Here is an 18,241-nt window from a genome sequence, read left to right on the forward strand (position 1 = left end):
TGACTTGAGTCATGAGTTGTTGACAATCCCAAATATTAAGGTTAGAAAGGTTCGATTTCTATGAATGCCATTGATAAAAGAATTAGCGATCTCCATAACTATATATCCGTGCCCTATGCACCTTCCGATTTAGACGAATATTGGGAGCTCACCTTGAAGCAGATCGGCAGCCAGCCGCTAAATGCGCGGCAAGTCCGAATGGATTCACCCTATATGCTCCATGCTGAAGTATATAAAGTCATCTATCACGGATTCGACGAAACGCCCATCCACGGCTGGTACCTGCTCCCTCCGTTTCGCAACGACTCTCCCGTCCCGTGCGTAGTCTGGTTTCACGGCTACCATGGCAGCAAAGGAGTGCCTGAGGACTATGCTCTCTGGCTGATGATGGGCTTAGCCGTCTTCGCGGTAGATGTCCGCGGTCAAGGCGGAGAGACCGGCAATACCCTCCCGAGTGAAACGGGGATGACCAGCGGCTGGATCAGCCAAGGAATTCTCGACAAGGACCGCAGCTACTATAAGGCCATCACCGTCGACAGCTTAAGAGCGATCGATTGGGTGTACGGGCAGCCGGAAATTGACCGTTCCAGAATTGCCGTGGCCGGTGCAAGTCAAGGAGGCGGGTTGGCATTAATTACTTCCGCATTAAGCGATAAAGTATCGCTGTGCGCGGCAAGTGTTCCTAATATGTGCCATATGGATTACGGGATTATGCATTCCACCGGATCTCTGTCGGAATTAGCCTCGTTCGCCGACCTGTTCCCGGACAAGCTGGAATCTATATTAACGACATTAAGTTATTTTGACATTGTCCATTTAGCCGAACGAATCAAGCAGCCCGTCCTGATGAGTGTCGGACTGAAGGACACGATTTGCCCCCCGGAGACGATTTTCGCCGCCTATAATCGGCTTCGGTCCGCGGATAAGCACATCGAGGCCTACCCGTTCGGAGGACACAACGTCAACCGCCACAACAGCGAACTCGTGAGGCGGTTTATCCATAAGCATTTGGGTCATGGTTAAATGAAGATGTCATGGCCTTAGGCCAACCTTCTATTCGGGGCAGGAGCCCTGCCCGTCTTTGTTGATTACCCATCCAACCGTTTCATGAAACGGCAGAAGGTTAAATAATTCAGATGATTTACCTTGCTATATTGTCAAAGAAACCGGTTATACTATATAATAGAACAAATTCAAGATCGGAATCATGCCAATGAAGAGCATCCAACTCGGAGGCGTTTATGACCGGAGCGACAAGATCTATGAGCGTCGGACAGTGCTTCATGTGAGAGCCAAGCCGTTAAGGCAAGGCCACTCGCTTGAAGATTCCAGGCTTCATCTGCTGTAACTTAATCGCAGAAGCCCAATCAACTAGCCGCACGAAGCCATGTCTTTGTCCTCTCTAAGTAAACCGGGTCCCACGCCGTTACCGCGGAACCAAGATGGATCGGCCGTCCCTGGACGCCGGTCAAGTTGGGTGGCACCGCGAGCAGCGCTCCTCGTCCCAAAGATGAGGGCGCTTTTTGTTTTTTTTCAAAAGGAGAGATCATTATGTTGGACATTCGTTACATCAGAGACAACGCTGCCCAGCTTCAGCAAGTCGCAGACCAGAAAGGGATCCATCTTTCCTTGGACGATTTGTTGGACGTAGACCGCCATAGGCTGCAAAAGCTGCTGGAACTCGAAAATAACAGGAAAGACAGAAATGAACGCTCCCAACAAATCGCCGCCTGCATGAGAACGGGCGATCAGGCCAAGGCGGAGCGGCTGAAAGAGGAAGTCAGACAGATCAATCTCGAGTTAAAACAACTGGAAGCCGTCTGGTCGGAGCTTGACCAGCGGTATCAATCGCTCCTGATGCTCGTCCCGAATCCGGTATCGCCCGATACGCCGAGCGGCCTGTCCGATGCGGACAACGTGGAGCTGAGGAGAGTGGGAAGCCCTCCTGCTTTTGATTTTGAAATAAAGGACCATGTCGTGCTTGGAGAAGAGTTAGATTTATTCGACTTGCCCAGAGGGGTTAAAGTGGCGGGAACCCGCAATTATTTTCTCAAAGGGGCGGGGCTTCTGCTGCATAGGGCCGTTCAACAGCTTGCTATTGATTTGCTGATGGAGCGCGGCTTCACGGTTATGGACGTGCCGCTTATCGTCCGGGAAGAGACGATGCGGAATACGGGATTTTTTCCGCTCGGTCAGGATCAGACCTACGAAATCCCATCGGAGGGCAAATGGCTGGTCGGCACCTCGGAGGTCCCTCTCATTTCGTATTACAGCGATGAGATTATCGATATGACGGAGCCGGTTCGGCTTGCCGGAGTCTCGGTCTGCTTCCGCAAGGAGGCGGGCTCTGCAGGCAGAGATGTCAGAGGGCTGTACCGCGTTCATCAATTCGCCAAGGTGGAGCAGGTCATTCTATGCCGGAACGATCCGGAGCTTTCGGAACAACTGTTAGAGGAGCTGACGAAGAATGCGGAGGATTTATTGAATCTGCTGGAAATTCCTTACCGGGTCGTGGCCGTATGCACCGGGGATATGAGCCAAAAAAATTACAAGCAGTACGATATTGAATCGTGGATGCCGAGCCGTGACAGCTATGGGGAAACTCACTCGTCCTCGAGCCTGCTCGACTTCCAAGCGCGGCGCTCGAATATTCGGTATCGCGACGATGATGGGAAGACGCGCTACTGCCATACTTTAAACAATACGGCGGTTGCCTCGCCGCGCATTCTCATCCCGCTATTGGAAAATCATCAAAGAGCGGACGGCAGCGTCTACCTTCCCATGGCTCTCCGCAAATATATGAACGGACTCAGCGAGCTGCGGCCGAACATGACAACATAGAAAATGTGACCATCGCATGCTCAAATAAACTTCCAAGGGAAATCTGCAGTTAAGCGGCCAACTTATCAAAACTTTTTGCAAAGATAGAGTGCTATTAAGCACTCTTCTTTGTTTATATGTATATAACGAAAGGGACATACACTTAATTATCTATGACGTCAGACAGTTACGGCTAACGATGTCGCGGAAGCCGGGTTTGATTTTGAATTATTGTTACCCGGTAGGTTAGTTTGAAAACAAATCGAGGATGTCCAGATTACTACTTACAGTAATGATCTTTTCCTTATATTCACAATTTGCAATAAAACGGGGAAGCTTTTTAATTCCACTCTAAAAGGTTCTTGACACCTTCAAGAGTCTCCCGCTTTTTACTTGTGACAACTCCTGAAATACGTTCTTCATATCTCTTCCATATTCTTGTTTCTTGAACAGACAAGGGAGGCATAAGAACAATAGTAAGGATTGCTTTTTTAAATATATGTATGGATGATATCTCGTACTTCTTCAATAACATTAGATGGAGCGATAGCTTTAAACTTCATTCGCCGGGCACGCCAATCTAAACTTTTTACTTGATCTGCAAGAACACATCCTGTTACCTTTAAATGGTCCGGCAGCGGTACTTCAAATGGGTATCCTTTTTGTTGATCGGTAATCGGACAAACGACGGCAAATCCTGTTACCACGTTGAACTCATATGGCGATACTACTATCGCCGGTCGTTCACCCGCTTGTTCGTGGCCAGATTGTGGATTGAAATTGATATAGACCAGATCACCACGTTCCGGAAACGGACGTTCCTTTATGTCTGCTGCTACCAAATTTCATTCCCCTCCGGTTTTCCATAATTAATTTCCTGATGTCTGTTTTCTGGCGTTACTCGTGATAGAAGGTCTTTTAACTCTGGCTTCTTACGAATGGGCCGTATGATCATCTCCGTATTCCTTAAAAGCAGCTCCACTTCTGAACCTACGTTAATATTCAATTGTTCTGCGAACGATCCTGGTATTCGGATACCAAGACTATTTCCCCATTTTTGAATTTTCACGATTATCACCTTCTTATCATTTGATTTCATTATACCACCGTCCATCTTTCTCGTATATACATAGTATATACGAGAAAGAACGAAATATCCCACGAAATAGGATAAAACCACCTGTCGGAGCCCTGAACTTAATCCTCCCTTTGTTACAGTTTTGTGCCAGACATTGACTTGCCCGCGCTTATCCGATAGCCTATGAGAAAATGTGGGTGCGGCAAGACACGCCGGCACGAAATTTGCGATGGAGGCAGACGCTACCATGGATAGCCAGGCAGTACATCAAATGGAAGACCAGTTAAAGCAGGAAGCCGAGCAGTTCATCCGCCAATGCTACCGCGAGTTGGGCAAAACCATGGAAGATACGGAGCTGAGGATTCAGCAGGTTCAGAATGAAATTAACCGGGACGGATCGTATGAGCATACTTATGAAGAGCTTGTGCATGGGGCCAAAATGGCTTGGCGCCACTCCAATCGCTGCATCGGCCGATTGTTCTGGAACCGGCTGCAGGTGTTCGATGCCCGTAATTTAACTTCTGAAGATGCCATTTATCAGGCACTTCTGCGTCATATCGAATTTGCTACCCATGGCGGAGAAATCCGCTCGGCCATTACTATATTTAAGCAAACCGTTCGCAATCAGGAGCCGGTTCGCCTATGGAACCACCAGTTGCTTCGTTATGCGGGCTATGAAGCTCCGGACGGCGGTGTGATCGGCGACCCCTCATCGGTCGATTTTACCAGGATCTGTACTTCGTTAGGCTGGAGAGGAGAAGGGACCCCGTTCGACTTGCTGCCTCTGGTCATTCAATGTCACGACAGGAAGCCACGTCTCTTCGAGCTTCCGGGAGAGATCGTCAAGGAGGTTCCGATCCATCATCCGGAGCTCGATCTGTTTTCAGGCATGGAAGTCAAATGGTACGCAGTCCCGATTATTTCCGATATGAGACTGGAAATCGGCGGCATTTCCTATGCGGCTGCTCCTTTTAACGGCTGGTACATGGGAACGGAGATCGGAGCACGCAACTTGGCCGACAAGTCCCGCTATAACCTGCTGCCTCGCGTGGCCGAAGCCATGGGGCTGGATACCTCCTCGAGCGGATCATTATGGAAGGATCGGGCGCTGGTCGAGTTGAACGTAGCTGTGCTGCATTCTTTCCGAACGAGCAAGGTCAGCATTGTCGATCATCATACGGCTGCCCAACAATTCGGAGTCTTTCAGAAGATCGAGGAAAGGGAAGGACGCTGCGTTACGGGAAGATGGTCCTGGCTCATTCCGCCGCTTTCTCCGGCAACGACGGATATTTTTCACAGTACCTACGAGGATCGGGTCGACTCCCCTAACTATTATTATCAGCCGAAGCCTTACGAGTGAAGAAGTGGTCTATGTCTACCAGCAGGCTCTGGCACACAGACCTCTTGCCGAAATTCTGGACGAATTAAAGCTCAGCGTTTAACGTTTAACGCTTAACGGCTTTATTTCTGCTACGCTACCCGCCTGCCCTTTTTTGGGGCCACAACGGGCCCCTCTCCTGTCCCGGCTGCTCTATTCGCTACTCTTTCAATGATCCCAGAAAAGCTCCCTTCACAAAATACTTTTGCAAAAACGGATAGACAAGTAAGATGGGGATGGTAGAAAAAATAATAGCGCCTGCTTTCATCATCTCCGGAGTTTGCATCATGCTTGTATCCAACTGATAGCCGCCGTCCAAGCCAGAATCAGCCACACTATTCTGCACCATATTGCGCAGCTTTAACTGCAGCGGATACAAGTGCACTGATCGAATGTAGATCAAAGCGCCGAAATACGCATTCCACTGGCCTACCGCATGAAACAACGCAATGGTGGCGAGAACAGGCGTGGATAAGGGAAGGATGATGCGTGTGAGAATACCCAATTCACCGCTTCCATCGATCTTGGCTGCGTCGATCAATTCCGATGATATCCCCTGGAAGAAAGTTTTCGTAATAAAGATGAAGTAAGCACCCAGAGCCCCAGGCACGATTAATGCCCATAATGTGTCCATCATTCCCAGCGACTTGACTACAAGAAAGCTCGGAATCAGAGGCACCGGAAAGATGAACGTAAACAGGATGAGCCGCAAAATCCACTTGCGTCCCGGCATTTGCGGCCGGGTCAATGTAAATGCGAGAGTAGAGGTAAGCACCAGGCAGAGTAAAGTCCCCATTACCGTTATAAAGACACTTACTCCCATCGCCCGCCACATGTCATTCATTTGAAAAAGATTTTTATAGACCTCCAAATTAAATCCTTTGGGCCATAAATAAACCAGTCTGGCCTCCGCATAGATGGGATTGCTTAACGAAATGGCGAGCAGATGAATCATGGGAGCGATCATACTTAAGCAGAGCAAGATCATAAACACTCCGTTTGTGAATTGAAACGATTTTTCCGATTTATGCAGGTTCATGTTCTATCCCTCCGCTCCTAATATATGCTTTCGCCAGTCGTTTTCTTGCTGAACTGGTTGAGAGAAACGACGAGGACGATGCCAATGACCGCTTTGAAAATACCTATCGCCGTCGTATAACTGTACTGTCCGCCCGTTAATCCGGCTCGATACACATAAGTATCAAACACTTCTCCTACTTCTCTGACTAACGGATTGAGGAAAAACAGCACCTGCTCCACGTTAGCATCTAACAAATTCCCAATGCGAAGCATCAGCAAAACGATAATGGCGGGCACTAACAAGGGAAGCGTAATGCTCCACATTTGGCGCCACCGTCCCGCTCCATCCACCATCGCGGCTTCATATAAATTAGGATTAATGCCGGTAAGCGCAGCTAAATAAATAATCGTCGACCAACCGACCTCTTTCCAAATACCGGATGAGATCAAAATGCCAAGAAAATATTTCGGTTCAGTCAGAAACGAAATAGGTTCATAACCAAAGCGGCTTAATAAAGAATTTAGGGTTCCGCCGTTGGCGAGAATTTCTGTAAAAATTCCTCCTACTATAACCCACGACAAGAAATGCGGAAGGTAGAGCAACGTTTGGGTCATCCGTTTAAACCAACTGACCCTGATCTCATTTAACAGCAGAGCTAGAATGAGCGGCGCCGGGAACCCGAACAGAATCGAGTATAGGCCCAGCTTCAGCGAGTTTCTAAATACCATTGCAAATTCAGGGTAATCGAACATAAAGATGAAATGTTTTAACCCGACCCACTTGCTATGGATAAAACCTTGAAATAAGTTATAATCCTGAAAGGCGATTACATTTCCGGCTATGGGAATATACTTAAAAACGACAAAATGCAGCAAGCCCGGGAGTGCGATTAGGAATAATACATAAGGATCCAACGATTTAGGTTTACGAATCAATATGCCAATCTCCTTTCTCAGACGGAAATAAAAAGAAGCCCCGCCTCGACTTTCTGCTTTGGCCAGGACCTCCTTTTAATAGCTATTACTTTTTATGAAATTCGTTGTACCATTCAGTCGCTTCTAGAATCGCTGCTTCCCCGCCCCGGCTCTTCCATTCCTCTACAAACTTATCAAATCCGGAATCAAGCGGTTCTCTTCCCATAACGAGCTTGACAAACGTGTCATAGAACAAATTGCCCGGCGAAAATCCTACAGACAACTCTGGGCGTCCGTCAAAAGCGTCCAGTTTCGATAAGTACATGGCATCATTCGTAATGGTTGTTTCTTCCGACAGCTTATAGCCTGCAATTAAAACATCGCTATCCGGTTGCATGGCGATAACGGACTCGCTGTTTTCCCCGAGTTCACGCATATTGAGCGAAACACGGACAAAACCAAGTGTTCCTCCCTGGTTAGCCTCCGCTTCCGGGTCCAATACAATTTTTCCGTCTACTTCTGTATAGTTATGATCTTTTATTCCGTAAGTGAAAAACTTGTCAGCTTCCGGGTCCGTGTAGGTCCACTCCAGAAACTTGATGACTTCTTCCGGATTTTTCGTAGTAGAGGGAATGACTAGCACGAAAAAAATCTGGTCGTTTTCCAATTGCAGATAGTTTTCTCCACGCGGACCTTTAGGCGGCGCGGCCATCGTCAATTTGGCATCCGGTTGATCAATGTAATTCTCTTTCTTGCTGTTTCCAGGGTACTGATAGACGGCAGCCCCCCAAGTTCCATATAACCCTTTGTAGGCATCGCCTGTGCGATCCGCTTGCTTTTTTGTTATAAAATCTTTATGAATGTAACCGGCATCATACATTTGTTTATAAAAAGCGATCACTTCTTTCATTTCTGGCTGAATGATATCCGGCTCCAGACGACCGTCCCGCATATGCCAAGCGCCCGGTCTTACTCCAAATGATCCGCTGAAGACATCGTTCCAGGCCAAGTTGTCCGTAAGGGAAACCGCATATTCGTTGTTGGGGTCTCCGTCTCCATTCATATCGTTCTGTTTGACAGCCTCAGCAAATTCCAAGAAATCTTCCAGCGTCTCCGGCACTTCCATATTCAGCTTGTCCAGCCAGTCTTGGCGATACATGATGATGCGGTCAGCCGGCACTCCGATCGATAAAGGGATACCGTATATTTTTCCGTTTTTCGAAACTTTGGGACTATTCCAAGCTACTTCCGGGATACTTTTCTTTAAATTCGGGGCGTACTGGTCAATTAATGGACCTAATTCCAGGAAAACCCCCTGATCCACAGCGCCCGCATGCACATCCCAATCGATACTCGCTGTGCGTACGAGATCAGCCAATTCGCCTGAAGCGAAGCGGAGAGCTAGCTGTTGTCTGTAATCGTCCGCATGGCCTAAAAATTCAAACGATAATTTGTATCCCGACAGTCTTTCGAGCTCTTTATAATAAAGCTCTTTCTCACTTTCCGGCGCTCTGGACGCGAATTGATAATTGTTATGAGACAGCAGAATGCTGATTTCTCTTTTCTCGCCTGCGCCCTCCGGCACTTCTTTGCCTGCTTGTGTATTGCCTTCCGCCTGGCCATTGGATCCTCCGCCGCAAGCTGCCACTACAGTCATTGCGGATAGCAATCCGGTAACCAGCATATATTTCGATCGACGTCCCATATCTTCTGTATGCCCCTCCCATGTCATCTATTATCGCAAAGGCCCTTGTAGAAATAATTGTAGCAACCCGTCGAACTAGTGAACATGGAATTAATACCGAAGTTATGGGTTTTGCTCTTAGCCTAATGCTCCTTCCACCTTTTCCTGTATTCAGAGGGGGAACATCCCGTTAATTTCTTGAACGTTTTGGAGAAATGGGTGTAATCCTCGTAGCCTACAAGCTGACCGATTTCGTACACTTTAATGAATGGTTTTTGCAGATGCTTCTTGGCCTGTTCAATGCGAAGCTGGGTCAAGCACTGTGTGAAGGATATTCCGGTAAGCTTCTTGAATAAAGTGCTGAAGTAATTGGAAGAGATCCCAAAATAAGCGGCAGCATCCTTCACGGAAAATTCCGGCTCCGCATAATGCTGCTCCAAGAATGCCAAGGCTTCCTTAATCATGGACTGATAATGATGGTCTTCTATTTCCAGCCGGAGCGCATCCGTATGGGTTGGAAGCTTGTCCTGCAGCTTGTTTCGGACGTTCTGCAGAACCGTAAGAAAATAATCGGAATCGACCGGTTTAAGAATATAATCCGTGACGCCGTAGCGCAGGGCAGATTGCGCATAAGCGAAATCACTGTAACCCGAAATGATGATGAATTCGGCATTCATTCGGCGCGCTCCCACCTGTTGAATCAATTCGAGCCCATCCATACTCGGCATACGAATATCTGTAATGATTAGATCCGGGGAGAATTGCTCAGCCAGTCGGAGCGCTTCCAGCCCGTTCTCCGCCTCTACCACCACTTCAAAGCCTTCGCTTTCCGTTTCAATCAATACCCGCAAACTTTTTTTGACCAGCCGCTCATCGTCGGCGATCATAACTTTAAGCATGGTTATCGCCTCTTTATTGAAGATTTGCATGAGAATAATATGGAAGCTTGATTTCTATTTCGGTCCCCTTCTCATTAGAACGAACGATCGTCAGCCCGAAAGGAGCGCCGAAACTTAGCCGCAACCGGCTATGAACATTCCAGAGTCCAATATTCGAGAATAACTTGACCTGGCTATCCAGCATTTGCTGCTCCGAAACCGATTCGAAAGCTTCATTGTATTTTGCCATTAATTCAGGACTCATTCCTCGACCTCGATCAGCGACAATCAGGGAATAATAGCTCTGATGGGCTTTTCCGGTTATATATATCCCCGTTGAAGGAAGTCCATGATTTTCATATCCATGCAAGAATGAATTTTCCACAATCGGCTGAATCGTTAGGCGGAACAACGCCACTCTATCCAGCATCTCCTCTTCTATCTCCAGGCTGAATTCGAGCTTTTCATAACGTTCTTGTTGTATTTTAGTATAATTGCTTACGTGGTCGATCTCTTCCCGCAGATGAATAATTTGCTGGGGATTTCCGACTCTGTATCTTAACAGATTCGCGAGCCGTACCGTCATACTGCTGATGGAGCGATTTTTGGAAATAACTGCAAGAGAATTAATAACTTCCAATGTATTGTACAAGAAATGAGGATTGATTTGTGACTGAAGAGCCTGCAGAGTCGCATCTCTATGTTTAAGCTCACTCTCCTTTGCCTTCAGCCGGGAGATATGAATGACTTCCACAAGCCGTTTAACTTCGAGAAGCATCTTATTGAAGTTAATAAAGGCCAAGACCAAAATTATTGCTGCGATCAACAGAGTAATCGTCCTTAAATCCGCCAAATTTCCAATCAAATGTTTTAATGACACTTCGGATATTATGGTCAGCTTAGTAAAATGGGAGACGTTATAAACGATGTTCTTTTTCCCATTGATCGAATGCTCAACAAATTGCCCTCGCGGAGAGGATAATTTAGCCAGCCGCTCTTCCGAAAGGGTTTCCCCCCATTTAGCTTTATCCGGGTGATAAATATAACGGTTCTCGGCGTCAACTATAGTAATATAGCCTTCCTTGCCGAATGTTTCTACATCCGCAATGGATAATAGCGGATCCATCTTTAATACGAATACTATAACGCCGGCAGGCTGAAAGGTGACATTGTCATATATTAGGCGGGAAACCGTAACAAAAGCCGGCACTACACTCCAGTTCGTGCTTACAATGCCGTTTATGGTAAAGCTATTTTCTTGCAAACTATCAAGAATTTTTTGATCCAGATTGTAACGCGCGGAATCGCCAAAAACGCCTCCTTTGACAGAATACATGTAAAAAGAAACGATATCCTTGCGCTTATAATTAATATCCGGGTATAATTCATCACTAATTCGTTTTTTGATCTGATACATTTCATAGGAATTGTTTGGATCCAGCTTTATAAACTGTTGGATCAACGGATGGCCCGGAAGATTCTGTGTGTCCACCTTGATTTCTCTAAAATAATCGTCCAATTGATTGTTCAACCGCTGGACTAACTGCTCGTTAAAATAAATTGCACTTTGTTCGATCGTCCTGGTCGATTCAAAATTCCATATAAATCCAATAAGTAGAAACGGCACGCAGAAGAACACTATAAAATAAAGGGTTAATTTCTGCTTAACCGACATTTGCTTCATGCCTCTCATGTTGCTTCCACTCCATTGCATTGAATTGATGGGAGCTGCAAATTTATTTTAATACAGGAAGAAGCCCCGCTTCCCACGATTTGGAAAGGGGACCTTCATGAAGTTTACCATAATCTCATCACTGCCGGGTAGACATTATAGTCTTCCTTTTTCATAGACTTAAAAGCTCAATCATATCACTTCACTGCTTAAGTAAACCTAAAGTTCCCGCTCTGATGCGATAAAAAAAACCGCAGCGGCGGTTGTTCGCCAAGCTGCGGTGTGGTACTGCCTATGCTTGCTTGAAGCTATGCTTTCTCTGCTTACTTAATACCCATGCTTTTCTGCTTCTTTGGTGCTTACACTTACATTCTTGCGTTCATGATGCCTATGTTTCTTAATGATTTTAATGTTTTATGCCCTATAAATTTATCGAATTATTGTTTGTTCTGCTTTTTCCACTCGTCCAGCTGCTTCTGAACTTCCTCTACGACCTTGCCGATGCCAGCTGTTTTACGCTTGCTGATGAATTCCTCCAGCTTTTCATTAGGATCGACCGCACCCGTATTCAAAGGAGGTCCGAACTGATCTCCCACCGCCTGGATGTTGGCGATCTCCGTCAATACCGACTGAGGATCGAAGGTGAATCCGAGAATCGGGGACGGCTGGGCGGCTTCGTTCTCCTGCAGCGTCTGGTCGCGAATCTCCTGTTCTTGTCCTTCCCTCAGGTAAGAGATGAATCCGTTACCGAAAACCCAGGTTTGGTTAGGATCGTACCCTCCGTCAGGAATCGGTTTAACCGTGTTCTCGTCCACTTTCGTATAGTGCTTGTCCTCGATTCCGAAGGCGACGAGGTTCAGCAGCTCCGGATCGGAATTAAGCAGATCCAGGAACATCAGCGCCCTTTCCGGATTGGCCGACGTTTTGCTGATAGCCTGCATGGATTGGATGATCGTATTCGTTCCGACGAACGGCTCCGTAATTGGAATCGCTACTACTTCGTTGCCGCCGAATGCCGTTTTCTCCTCCTGCTCCCGGCCAGGTTTCAGCACGTTATGGAAGAAGGAAGCCACTTTGCCAACTTTCAAATTTTCTTTGTCGCTCTTGAGCATCGGGGCATCCTGATTGATCAGCCCTTTCTTATACCAGTTATGCATCAATTCGAGATATTCTTTATACTCCGGAGTAGTCGCGATGTCTACGACACGCAGATCGGCGTCGTCGCGATAAATGCCAATGAGCGCTTGGTTGGAGATAAACTCCAGATTGTTGAAGGATGTTTTCATCACTTCAAATTTGCCGCCGCGCGTCATGGAGAAAGGAATCGTTCCCGGCTCGTCCGCCTTGATTTTCTCGAAGAACGGCTCCATATCCTTCACTTCTTTAATGGCTGCGGGATCAATGCCATACTTGTCGACATATTTCTTCTGAATCAGGAATCCTTCTCTGTTCGTAATCGTCTGATAGTTGAGAATGCCGTAGGTTTTGCCGTCCACCTTCAAGGCCTGCCATACGACATCCGGAAGCGTCTTCCTTAAATTCGGAGCATACTTGTCCAGCATAGCCCCATCAAGCTCGGTAAAAGCTCCTTTACGGGCATTCTGCGCATAGTCAAACATCCAGAACGACGTCCAGGCGATGTCGAACTTTTCGTTCGAAGCCACCATGGTGTTCAGCTTTTGCCCGTAGCTGCCGCCATCGATCGGCTTCATGCGGATCGTGGCATTGATTTTTTCCTGGGTGATTTTGTTCACGGCGTCCTCTACCGACTTCAGATCCGGCTGGGTGCTCCATTGGGGATAATACCAGCTCAGTTCAACCGGTTTCAATTCTTGATCCGACGAATCGGAGCCCGATCCGGATGTGCCTCCTTCTTCCTTGCCGCCTCCGCATGCACTTAAAAGCAGAGCCGAGGAAAGCAGCAAAGTCAAACCTGATGTCCATTTATTTCTGTTAGACATAGCTTATGACCTCCTATTAAATGATTATATAATTACACCGTTTGGGAAAGCGAAGCTTGCGAGCGGAATCCGGTCCCCGATCATCACCTCCTTATCGCGGATTCCGCTCTTTTGCCAATACGGTTTCATAAAACATCCTCGAGAAATTACTCCTTCAACGATCCGACCGTCATCCCTTTGACAAAATATTTTTGGCAGAATGGGAAGACAAAGAGCATGGGACCGGCTCCCAGAATCGCCAAGGCCATCCGCGTGGACAGGCTGGGGAATTGGGATAGATCGATATTGCCGCTAATGTATTGGGCATTCGTCGCAAAAAACTCAATCGAATTCATTGTCCGATACAGCAGCAGCTGCAAAGGCACGAGCTGCTCATTGTCGATAAACAGCAGGCCGAGCCACCAGTCGTTCCAGTAGGTGAAGCCGATAAACAGCCCTACGGTGGCCAGCGCCGGCGTAGCCAGCGGCAGAATGATGCTGAAGAATATCTTCCACTCGTTGGCCCCGTCGATTTTGGCCGATTCGATCACTTCGAGCGGCATCTTATCCATGAAACCCTTCATAATCATGACATAGAACGGATTAAGCAGATAAGGGATGATCAGCACCCATATGGTGTCCTTCAAATGCAGGTACTTCGTCATCATAATATAGAACGGGACCAATCCGCCGCTAAACAGCATGGTGAAGAAGACATAAAACGTCGTAATCCGGCGGTAGCGGTAATCCCGGCGGGAAATCGTATAGCCGATCATCGCGGTCAGCAGCAAGCCCGCGGCCGTACCTACGACCGTGACGAAGATCGTCACGCCGTAAGACATAAGAAGCTGCGCCGGGTATTTAAAGACGGTTTGATAGGCCGTCAAGCTGAACTGCTCGGGAAACAGCTTATAGCCGCCGCGAATCAAAGCTTCTTCATCCGAGAATGAAATAGAGACAACAAGCAGGAGCGGCACCACCATGCACAAGGTAATGATGATAAAAAACAAATGAATGATTCCTTGTGCCCATTTCGGGTTGTCAGTCGACATTCACGAGCCCCCCTCTACCACAATGCGTTTTCGCTGTTGATTTTCTTGATGATATAGTTGGTCGACAGTACTAGAATAAACCCGACGACGGATTGATACAGACCAACGGCGGCGCTCATTCCGACATCGCCTAAATCACGCAGCGAACGATAAACATAAGTGTCGATAACATCGGTCGTCGTATACAGGAAGCTGGAGTTGTTCGGAATGAAATAGAACAGTCCGAAATCGGCCCGGAACATCCCGCCTACGGCGATGATAAACAAAATGATAATGAGCGGCGTCAGCAGCGGCAGCGTAATGCGGAAGACCATCTGGAACTTGGAGGCTCCATCAATTTTGGCCGCCTCATAATAGGTGGGATTGATACCTATAATGCCCGCATAATAGATGAGCGTGGAGAAGCCTACCGCCTTCCACAGCTGGACTCCGTTAAGCAAATACGGCCATTTGTCCGCCTCCTGATACCATTGGACCGGATCCCACCCGAAGGAGAGGAACAAATGGTACAAGAACCCTTTCTCATGCTCCAGAAAAGCCAGGGTAATGTAACCGACAACTACCCAGGATAAGAAATATGGGAAGAACAAAGCCGTTTGGTACACCTTCACAAACCGTCCAGACACCTCATTCATCAGCACGGCGAGAATGAGTGCAGCCGTGGTTGTAATAATAATGAAGCCGAGGTTATAGAGAACCGTATTTCGGGTAATTTGGAAAGCGGCCTCCGAAGAGAAGAAAAACTTGAAGTTGTTTAAGCCGTTCCACTCACTTCCAAAAATCCCGAGATCAAAGCGATACTGTTTAAAAGCAACGATCAAGCCAATGAGCGGCAAATAGTTGATCACAAGCTTAATTAGAATTCCGGGCAAGGAAAGAAAAAGCAGTTCTTTATTTCTTTTGAACTGCTCCCACTCTCGGGCCAGCTTGCCGCGGGGCCGGGAACGCAGTGGTACCGCTTGCGGCGTTCCGCCTGATGTTGGTTTATCCATAATTTCACCCCAAGTCATAAGCAAATTTCAGCTTCTGTACGAACTATAGCGGAGCCGCCCGGAAAACGAAACTGGAAAGATCGTACTTTTGTTCTGAAAGGGACTGCTCATTTTGTACTTTACTGCTCAATAGCGACAATTAGGGGCTTGAAGCCGGCTATTTCAAGGGAATTAGCCGGCAATCATATCCATTCGTCTAAACACCAAACAAAAAAAGGCCGACGATTTTCAGCCTTTGATCTTATGCTTGATGACTCCAAGGAAACCTTGGGGAACCGGAAATAGCCGTCCGGCATAAGTCCGGACGGCTTTATATTCTATTTAATGGCAACGCCTCTAATTGTGCCCGAGCAAGCTTCTCTTCAAACGGTATTCCCGCGGTGTCGTTCCGTATTTGCTCTTGAACAGCTTGAAGAAATGACTTTGGGTACGATACCCGATACGCTCCATCACTTCGTTGATGCTGTAATCTTCCCCTTCCAGCAATTCCAGAGCCTTGTTCAGCCTTACGTTATGGATATACTCCGTTACGGTGACGGATGTATTGGCTTTGAACAGCCTCCCGACATATGCCGATGACATCTTAAGCATGGAGGAAATGCTCTGCAGGCTGAGATCCATGTCCATATAGTGGGTATCTATCAATTCGCGAATCGTATCCACCAGCGCATCCTTCTTCTCCTCACTGGAGGATTGCCGATGCTCCTCCAGATTGGCGAACATCTTAAGGAACTGGTCGCGGACTTCCTCCAGCGTTTCGGCGTCCAGTACCCGGCGATACCCGTCCTGCCAGTCCATATCGACGGGAAGCAGACGGTTATTGTTAATCTCCATAATTGTGCCGCGAATGACAACAAGAAGGTGAAGAATCCAATGCTGGATGTTCTCGATATTGGAACGGGCGGCCTGGTCCAACAGCTCGTCCAAATCGGCGGCAAGAGCTTCTGTTCGCATGGCCTTCAGGTTTTCCGTAAGCCTCTTCTCCAAATCGGCCGTATTCGGGAAGGTATCGCTGCCCGCTTTCTCCCGGATCCGTTCCAGAGTAATCACCGAGCGCTTGCCGAACACCATCCGGTAAGCCGCACTGCGCAAAGCCTCACCATATCGCGAAGTCCATTCCCGATAATCGGCGGCGGGCTGGCTTATCGCCACGGTGAGAGACAAGCGGTACAGCCGGTGCAAGGTCTCTTGAACCTCCTCGAGAGCAGGGACCAGCCCATCCATAAGCTCCGACTCCATTCCCGCCCCGCTGACGAGCAGGGTGAATTGATCGTTCTTCATATCGACGAATTCCACCGGTGCCAGACTCGACAGCAATTCTTCCGAAATATTGCCGACCGCGAACGAGAGCAGTCTTCTATCGGCGGAAGACAGCTGTAAATATTGTTCGTAGTCATCGATTTTCATAACGATAAGCACATAAGGACCGGACTCGGCAATACGGAGCTGCCCGTCGGCGATCCATTGCCGGAAGGTCTGCTCATTCTCGGCCGTGCTGTCCAGGATAAGCTTCCGCAGCTGATAATTGATAACGATCGATCGTTTGGCATCCCGGTCCCGTTCATACTCGTCCATTTTCCGGAAAACATGGGTGTGCAGCTGGGAAAGATACTTCATCTCGTCCTGGACTCCAGTGCGCATTCCGGCAAACATCGACTGCGGAACCTGCTTTAATTGCTTCAGAATGTTCTCCAGAGGACCGTAAAGCCTTCGTGAGACCGGAAACGCGACAATGAGCGATAGCAGCAGGAATAGAACGGTGATGAGGATAAAATGCCCCCGCATTTGATAAATGCTGCCGAGCACAGCCTCATAGGGCCGTATGCTGACAATGGTCCAGCCGTATACATCCGTATGCATGTAGCTGGCCAGGTGAGAGCTGTCTTGGATCGTGCGGACAAATTGCCCGAAGCTTCCCGGCTGGTCGGTCAGCAGAGCTTCCCCTAATTCGTCCGGATCAATCGCCGGCGGAAGCTGATTGCGGGTGTAATATTCGCCCCTATCATTGACGATCACAATGCTGTTCTCCCCGTAGCCGCTAAGCCCGTTCAGCATCTCCAGATTGTCGAACAGCCATTCCGGCTTGACGACCAGAATAACCATGCTGGAGGAGTGATCCGCCGGGGATTCTTCCGAACCGTACATTAAATAGCCGAACAAATCGATGCTGGATACTTTACCTTCCGCGCTTGAATCTTTATCGTAGCTGATAGGAATGAGCTGCAGGCGGCGGACGGAATCGCTTGTATGCAGGAACCGGTCGAACCGTTCTCTCTCCCCATTGGCATTCTGCTGGAACAAGGAGTCCGTCGAATAGTATTTTTCTGTATTAGCGTTATAAATAATAATCGAATGCAAAAAGGACGTGGAAGAAACCAGCTTCTCCAGCTTCAGCATCTTGGAGGGCAGCTCGAAGATGTTCTCGTCCCGCCCGTATAATAAAGCTACCATATCGGTGTCCAGATAGACGGATTTGGCCAGATTCTCCACCATTTCATTCATGGACATAATGTTATAGTTAATCTGCGCCAATATTTTCCGATCGGCTTCCGATTGGATTTTCAAAGCGGTATCCCGGGAGTTCATATACAAAATAATAGAGAAAATCGTCACCAAAACGAAAGGAATGGTAAGCACCGCCAGCAAAATCCGGCGTAAATATTTTCGGGATCTGTACATACGAATGATGTTCACGTCAATTCCCTCCGCGACCATTATCACTGAAAATGTTATTGAATTCAAAAGCTCAGGATAAGGGCATCGTGTTAACAATATACAGCTGCATTATTGATCTGGTACTGTCTGAAAGCTT

General features: G+C 47.7%; 15 protein-coding genes. 4 read left to right on the forward strand and 11 right to left on the reverse strand.

Features of this window, described 5'->3' with window-relative positions; translation table 11 throughout:
- Nucleotides 1-60: 60 nt before the first annotated feature.
- The 3 genes from KJS69_RS16155 (at nucleotide 61) to serS (ending at nucleotide 2,841) form a co-directional block, all read left to right on the forward strand.
- Entirely contained in the window at nucleotides 61-1,023 is a 963-nt protein-coding gene (locus KJS69_RS16155; protein WP_213584819.1) for an acetylxylan esterase, read from the forward strand.
- 190 nt (nucleotides 1,024-1,213) lie between these two features.
- Nucleotides 1,214-1,348, forward strand: coding sequence for a hypothetical protein (locus tag KJS69_RS29990; protein WP_283777467.1), 135 nt, complete (start codon nucleotides 1,214-1,216; stop codon nucleotides 1,346-1,348).
- A 203-nt stretch (nucleotides 1,349-1,551) separates the two neighbouring features.
- Nucleotides 1,552-2,841, forward strand: coding sequence for a serine--tRNA ligase (serS, locus tag KJS69_RS16160; RefSeq protein ID WP_213584820.1), 1,290 nt, complete (start codon nucleotides 1,552-1,554; stop codon nucleotides 2,839-2,841).
- A gap of 470 nt (nucleotides 2,842-3,311) precedes the next feature.
- Here serS and mazF read toward each other — a convergent pair whose 3' ends face one another.
- Together mazF and KJS69_RS16170 are read right to left on the reverse strand one after the other, a co-directional pair.
- Nucleotides 3,312-3,662, reverse strand: coding sequence for an endoribonuclease MazF (gene mazF / locus KJS69_RS16165; protein WP_249730557.1), 351 nt, complete (start codon nucleotides 3,660-3,662; stop codon nucleotides 3,312-3,314).
- Nucleotides 3,656-3,889: an AbrB/MazE/SpoVT family DNA-binding domain-containing protein gene (locus tag KJS69_RS16170; RefSeq protein ID WP_306434413.1), complete on the reverse strand. Its 234-nt coding sequence runs from the start codon at nucleotides 3,887-3,889 to the stop codon at nucleotides 3,656-3,658. The genes mazF and KJS69_RS16170 overlap by 7 nt, the downstream gene beginning before the upstream one ends.
- 256 nt (nucleotides 3,890-4,145) lie before the next feature.
- On the opposite strand from KJS69_RS16170, the gene KJS69_RS16175 reads away from it, so the two are divergent.
- Entirely contained in the window at nucleotides 4,146-5,258 is a 1,113-nt protein-coding gene (locus tag KJS69_RS16175) for a nitric oxide synthase oxygenase (RefSeq protein WP_374706648.1), read from the forward strand.
- Between the two features lie 178 nt (nucleotides 5,259-5,436).
- Here the strand turns inward: KJS69_RS16175 and KJS69_RS16180 are convergent, their stop codons facing one another.
- From KJS69_RS16180 to KJS69_RS16220, 9 genes are all read right to left on the reverse strand, one after another.
- Complete coding sequence (locus KJS69_RS16180) at nucleotides 5,437-6,315, reverse strand: carbohydrate ABC transporter permease (RefSeq protein WP_213584822.1); 879 nt, start codon at nucleotides 6,313-6,315, stop codon at nucleotides 5,437-5,439.
- Between the two features lie 17 nt (nucleotides 6,316-6,332).
- On the reverse strand, nucleotides 6,333-7,232 hold the full coding sequence (locus KJS69_RS16185) for an ABC transporter permease (protein ID WP_249730558.1): 900 nt from the start codon (nucleotides 7,230-7,232) through the stop codon (nucleotides 6,333-6,335).
- An 85-nt stretch (nucleotides 7,233-7,317) separates the two neighbouring features.
- Nucleotides 7,318-8,916: an extracellular solute-binding protein gene (locus tag KJS69_RS16190; protein WP_213584823.1), complete on the reverse strand. Its 1,599-nt coding sequence runs from the start codon at nucleotides 8,914-8,916 to the stop codon at nucleotides 7,318-7,320.
- 122 nt (nucleotides 8,917-9,038) lie between these two features.
- Nucleotides 9,039-9,794 (reverse strand): response regulator transcription factor, encoded by a 756-nt coding sequence (locus KJS69_RS16195; protein WP_213584824.1) that lies wholly within the window; start codon nucleotides 9,792-9,794, stop codon nucleotides 9,039-9,041.
- A 13-nt stretch (nucleotides 9,795-9,807) separates the two neighbouring features.
- The gene (locus KJS69_RS16200) at nucleotides 9,808-11,466 is read right to left on the reverse strand and encodes a cache domain-containing sensor histidine kinase (protein ID WP_213584825.1); all 1,659 of its coding nucleotides are present in this window, start codon (nucleotides 11,464-11,466) and stop codon (nucleotides 9,808-9,810) included.
- 416 nt (nucleotides 11,467-11,882) lie between these two features.
- On the reverse strand, nucleotides 11,883-13,406 hold the full coding sequence (locus KJS69_RS16205) for an ABC transporter substrate-binding protein (protein ID WP_213584826.1): 1,524 nt from the start codon (nucleotides 13,404-13,406) through the stop codon (nucleotides 11,883-11,885).
- 146 nt (nucleotides 13,407-13,552) lie between these two features.
- Complete coding sequence (locus tag KJS69_RS16210) at nucleotides 13,553-14,437, reverse strand: carbohydrate ABC transporter permease (protein ID WP_213584827.1); 885 nt, start codon at nucleotides 14,435-14,437, stop codon at nucleotides 13,553-13,555.
- A 14-nt stretch (nucleotides 14,438-14,451) separates the two neighbouring features.
- The gene (locus KJS69_RS16215) at nucleotides 14,452-15,429 is read right to left on the reverse strand and encodes an ABC transporter permease (RefSeq protein WP_213584828.1); all 978 of its coding nucleotides are present in this window, start codon (nucleotides 15,427-15,429) and stop codon (nucleotides 14,452-14,454) included.
- A gap of 336 nt (nucleotides 15,430-15,765) precedes the next feature.
- Complete coding sequence (locus tag KJS69_RS16220; protein WP_213584829.1) at nucleotides 15,766-18,123, reverse strand: helix-turn-helix domain-containing protein; 2,358 nt, start codon at nucleotides 18,121-18,123, stop codon at nucleotides 15,766-15,768.
- Nucleotides 18,124-18,241 lie beyond the last annotated feature (118 nt).

The organism is Paenibacillus sp. J2TS4 (assembly GCF_018403245.1).
Taxonomy (GTDB): Bacteria; Bacillota; Bacilli; order Paenibacillales; family NBRC-103111; genus Paenibacillus_L.

Coding starts and splice junctions, on each gene's coding strand:
- KJS69_RS16155 (WP_213584819.1), top strand. CDS start 61: ATGAATGCCATTGATAAAAGAATTAGCGATCTCCATAACTATATATCC.
- KJS69_RS16200 (WP_213584825.1), bottom strand. CDS start 11,466: ATGAGAGGCATGAAGCAAATGTCGGTTAAGCAGAAATTAACCCTTTAT.
- KJS69_RS16205 (WP_213584826.1), bottom strand. CDS start 13,406: ATGTCTAACAGAAATAAATGGACATCAGGTTTGACTTTGCTGCTTTCC.
- KJS69_RS16180 (WP_213584822.1), bottom strand. CDS start 6,315: ATGAACCTGCATAAATCGGAAAAATCGTTTCAATTCACAAACGGAGTG.
- KJS69_RS16195 (WP_213584824.1), bottom strand. CDS start 9,794: ATGCTTAAAGTTATGATCGCCGACGATGAGCGGCTGGTCAAAAAAAGT.
- KJS69_RS16210 (WP_213584827.1), bottom strand. CDS start 14,437: ATGTCGACTGACAACCCGAAATGGGCACAAGGAATCATTCATTTGTTT.
- serS (WP_213584820.1), top strand. CDS start 1,552: ATGTTGGACATTCGTTACATCAGAGACAACGCTGCCCAGCTTCAGCAA.
- KJS69_RS16175 (WP_374706648.1), top strand. CDS start 4,146: ATGGATAGCCAGGCAGTACATCAAATGGAAGACCAGTTAAAGCAGGAA.
- KJS69_RS29990 (WP_283777467.1), top strand. CDS start 1,214: ATGAAGAGCATCCAACTCGGAGGCGTTTATGACCGGAGCGACAAGATC.
- KJS69_RS16215 (WP_213584828.1), bottom strand. CDS start 15,429: ATGGATAAACCAACATCAGGCGGAACGCCGCAAGCGGTACCACTGCGT.
- KJS69_RS16190 (WP_213584823.1), bottom strand. CDS start 8,916: ATGGGACGTCGATCGAAATATATGCTGGTTACCGGATTGCTATCCGCA.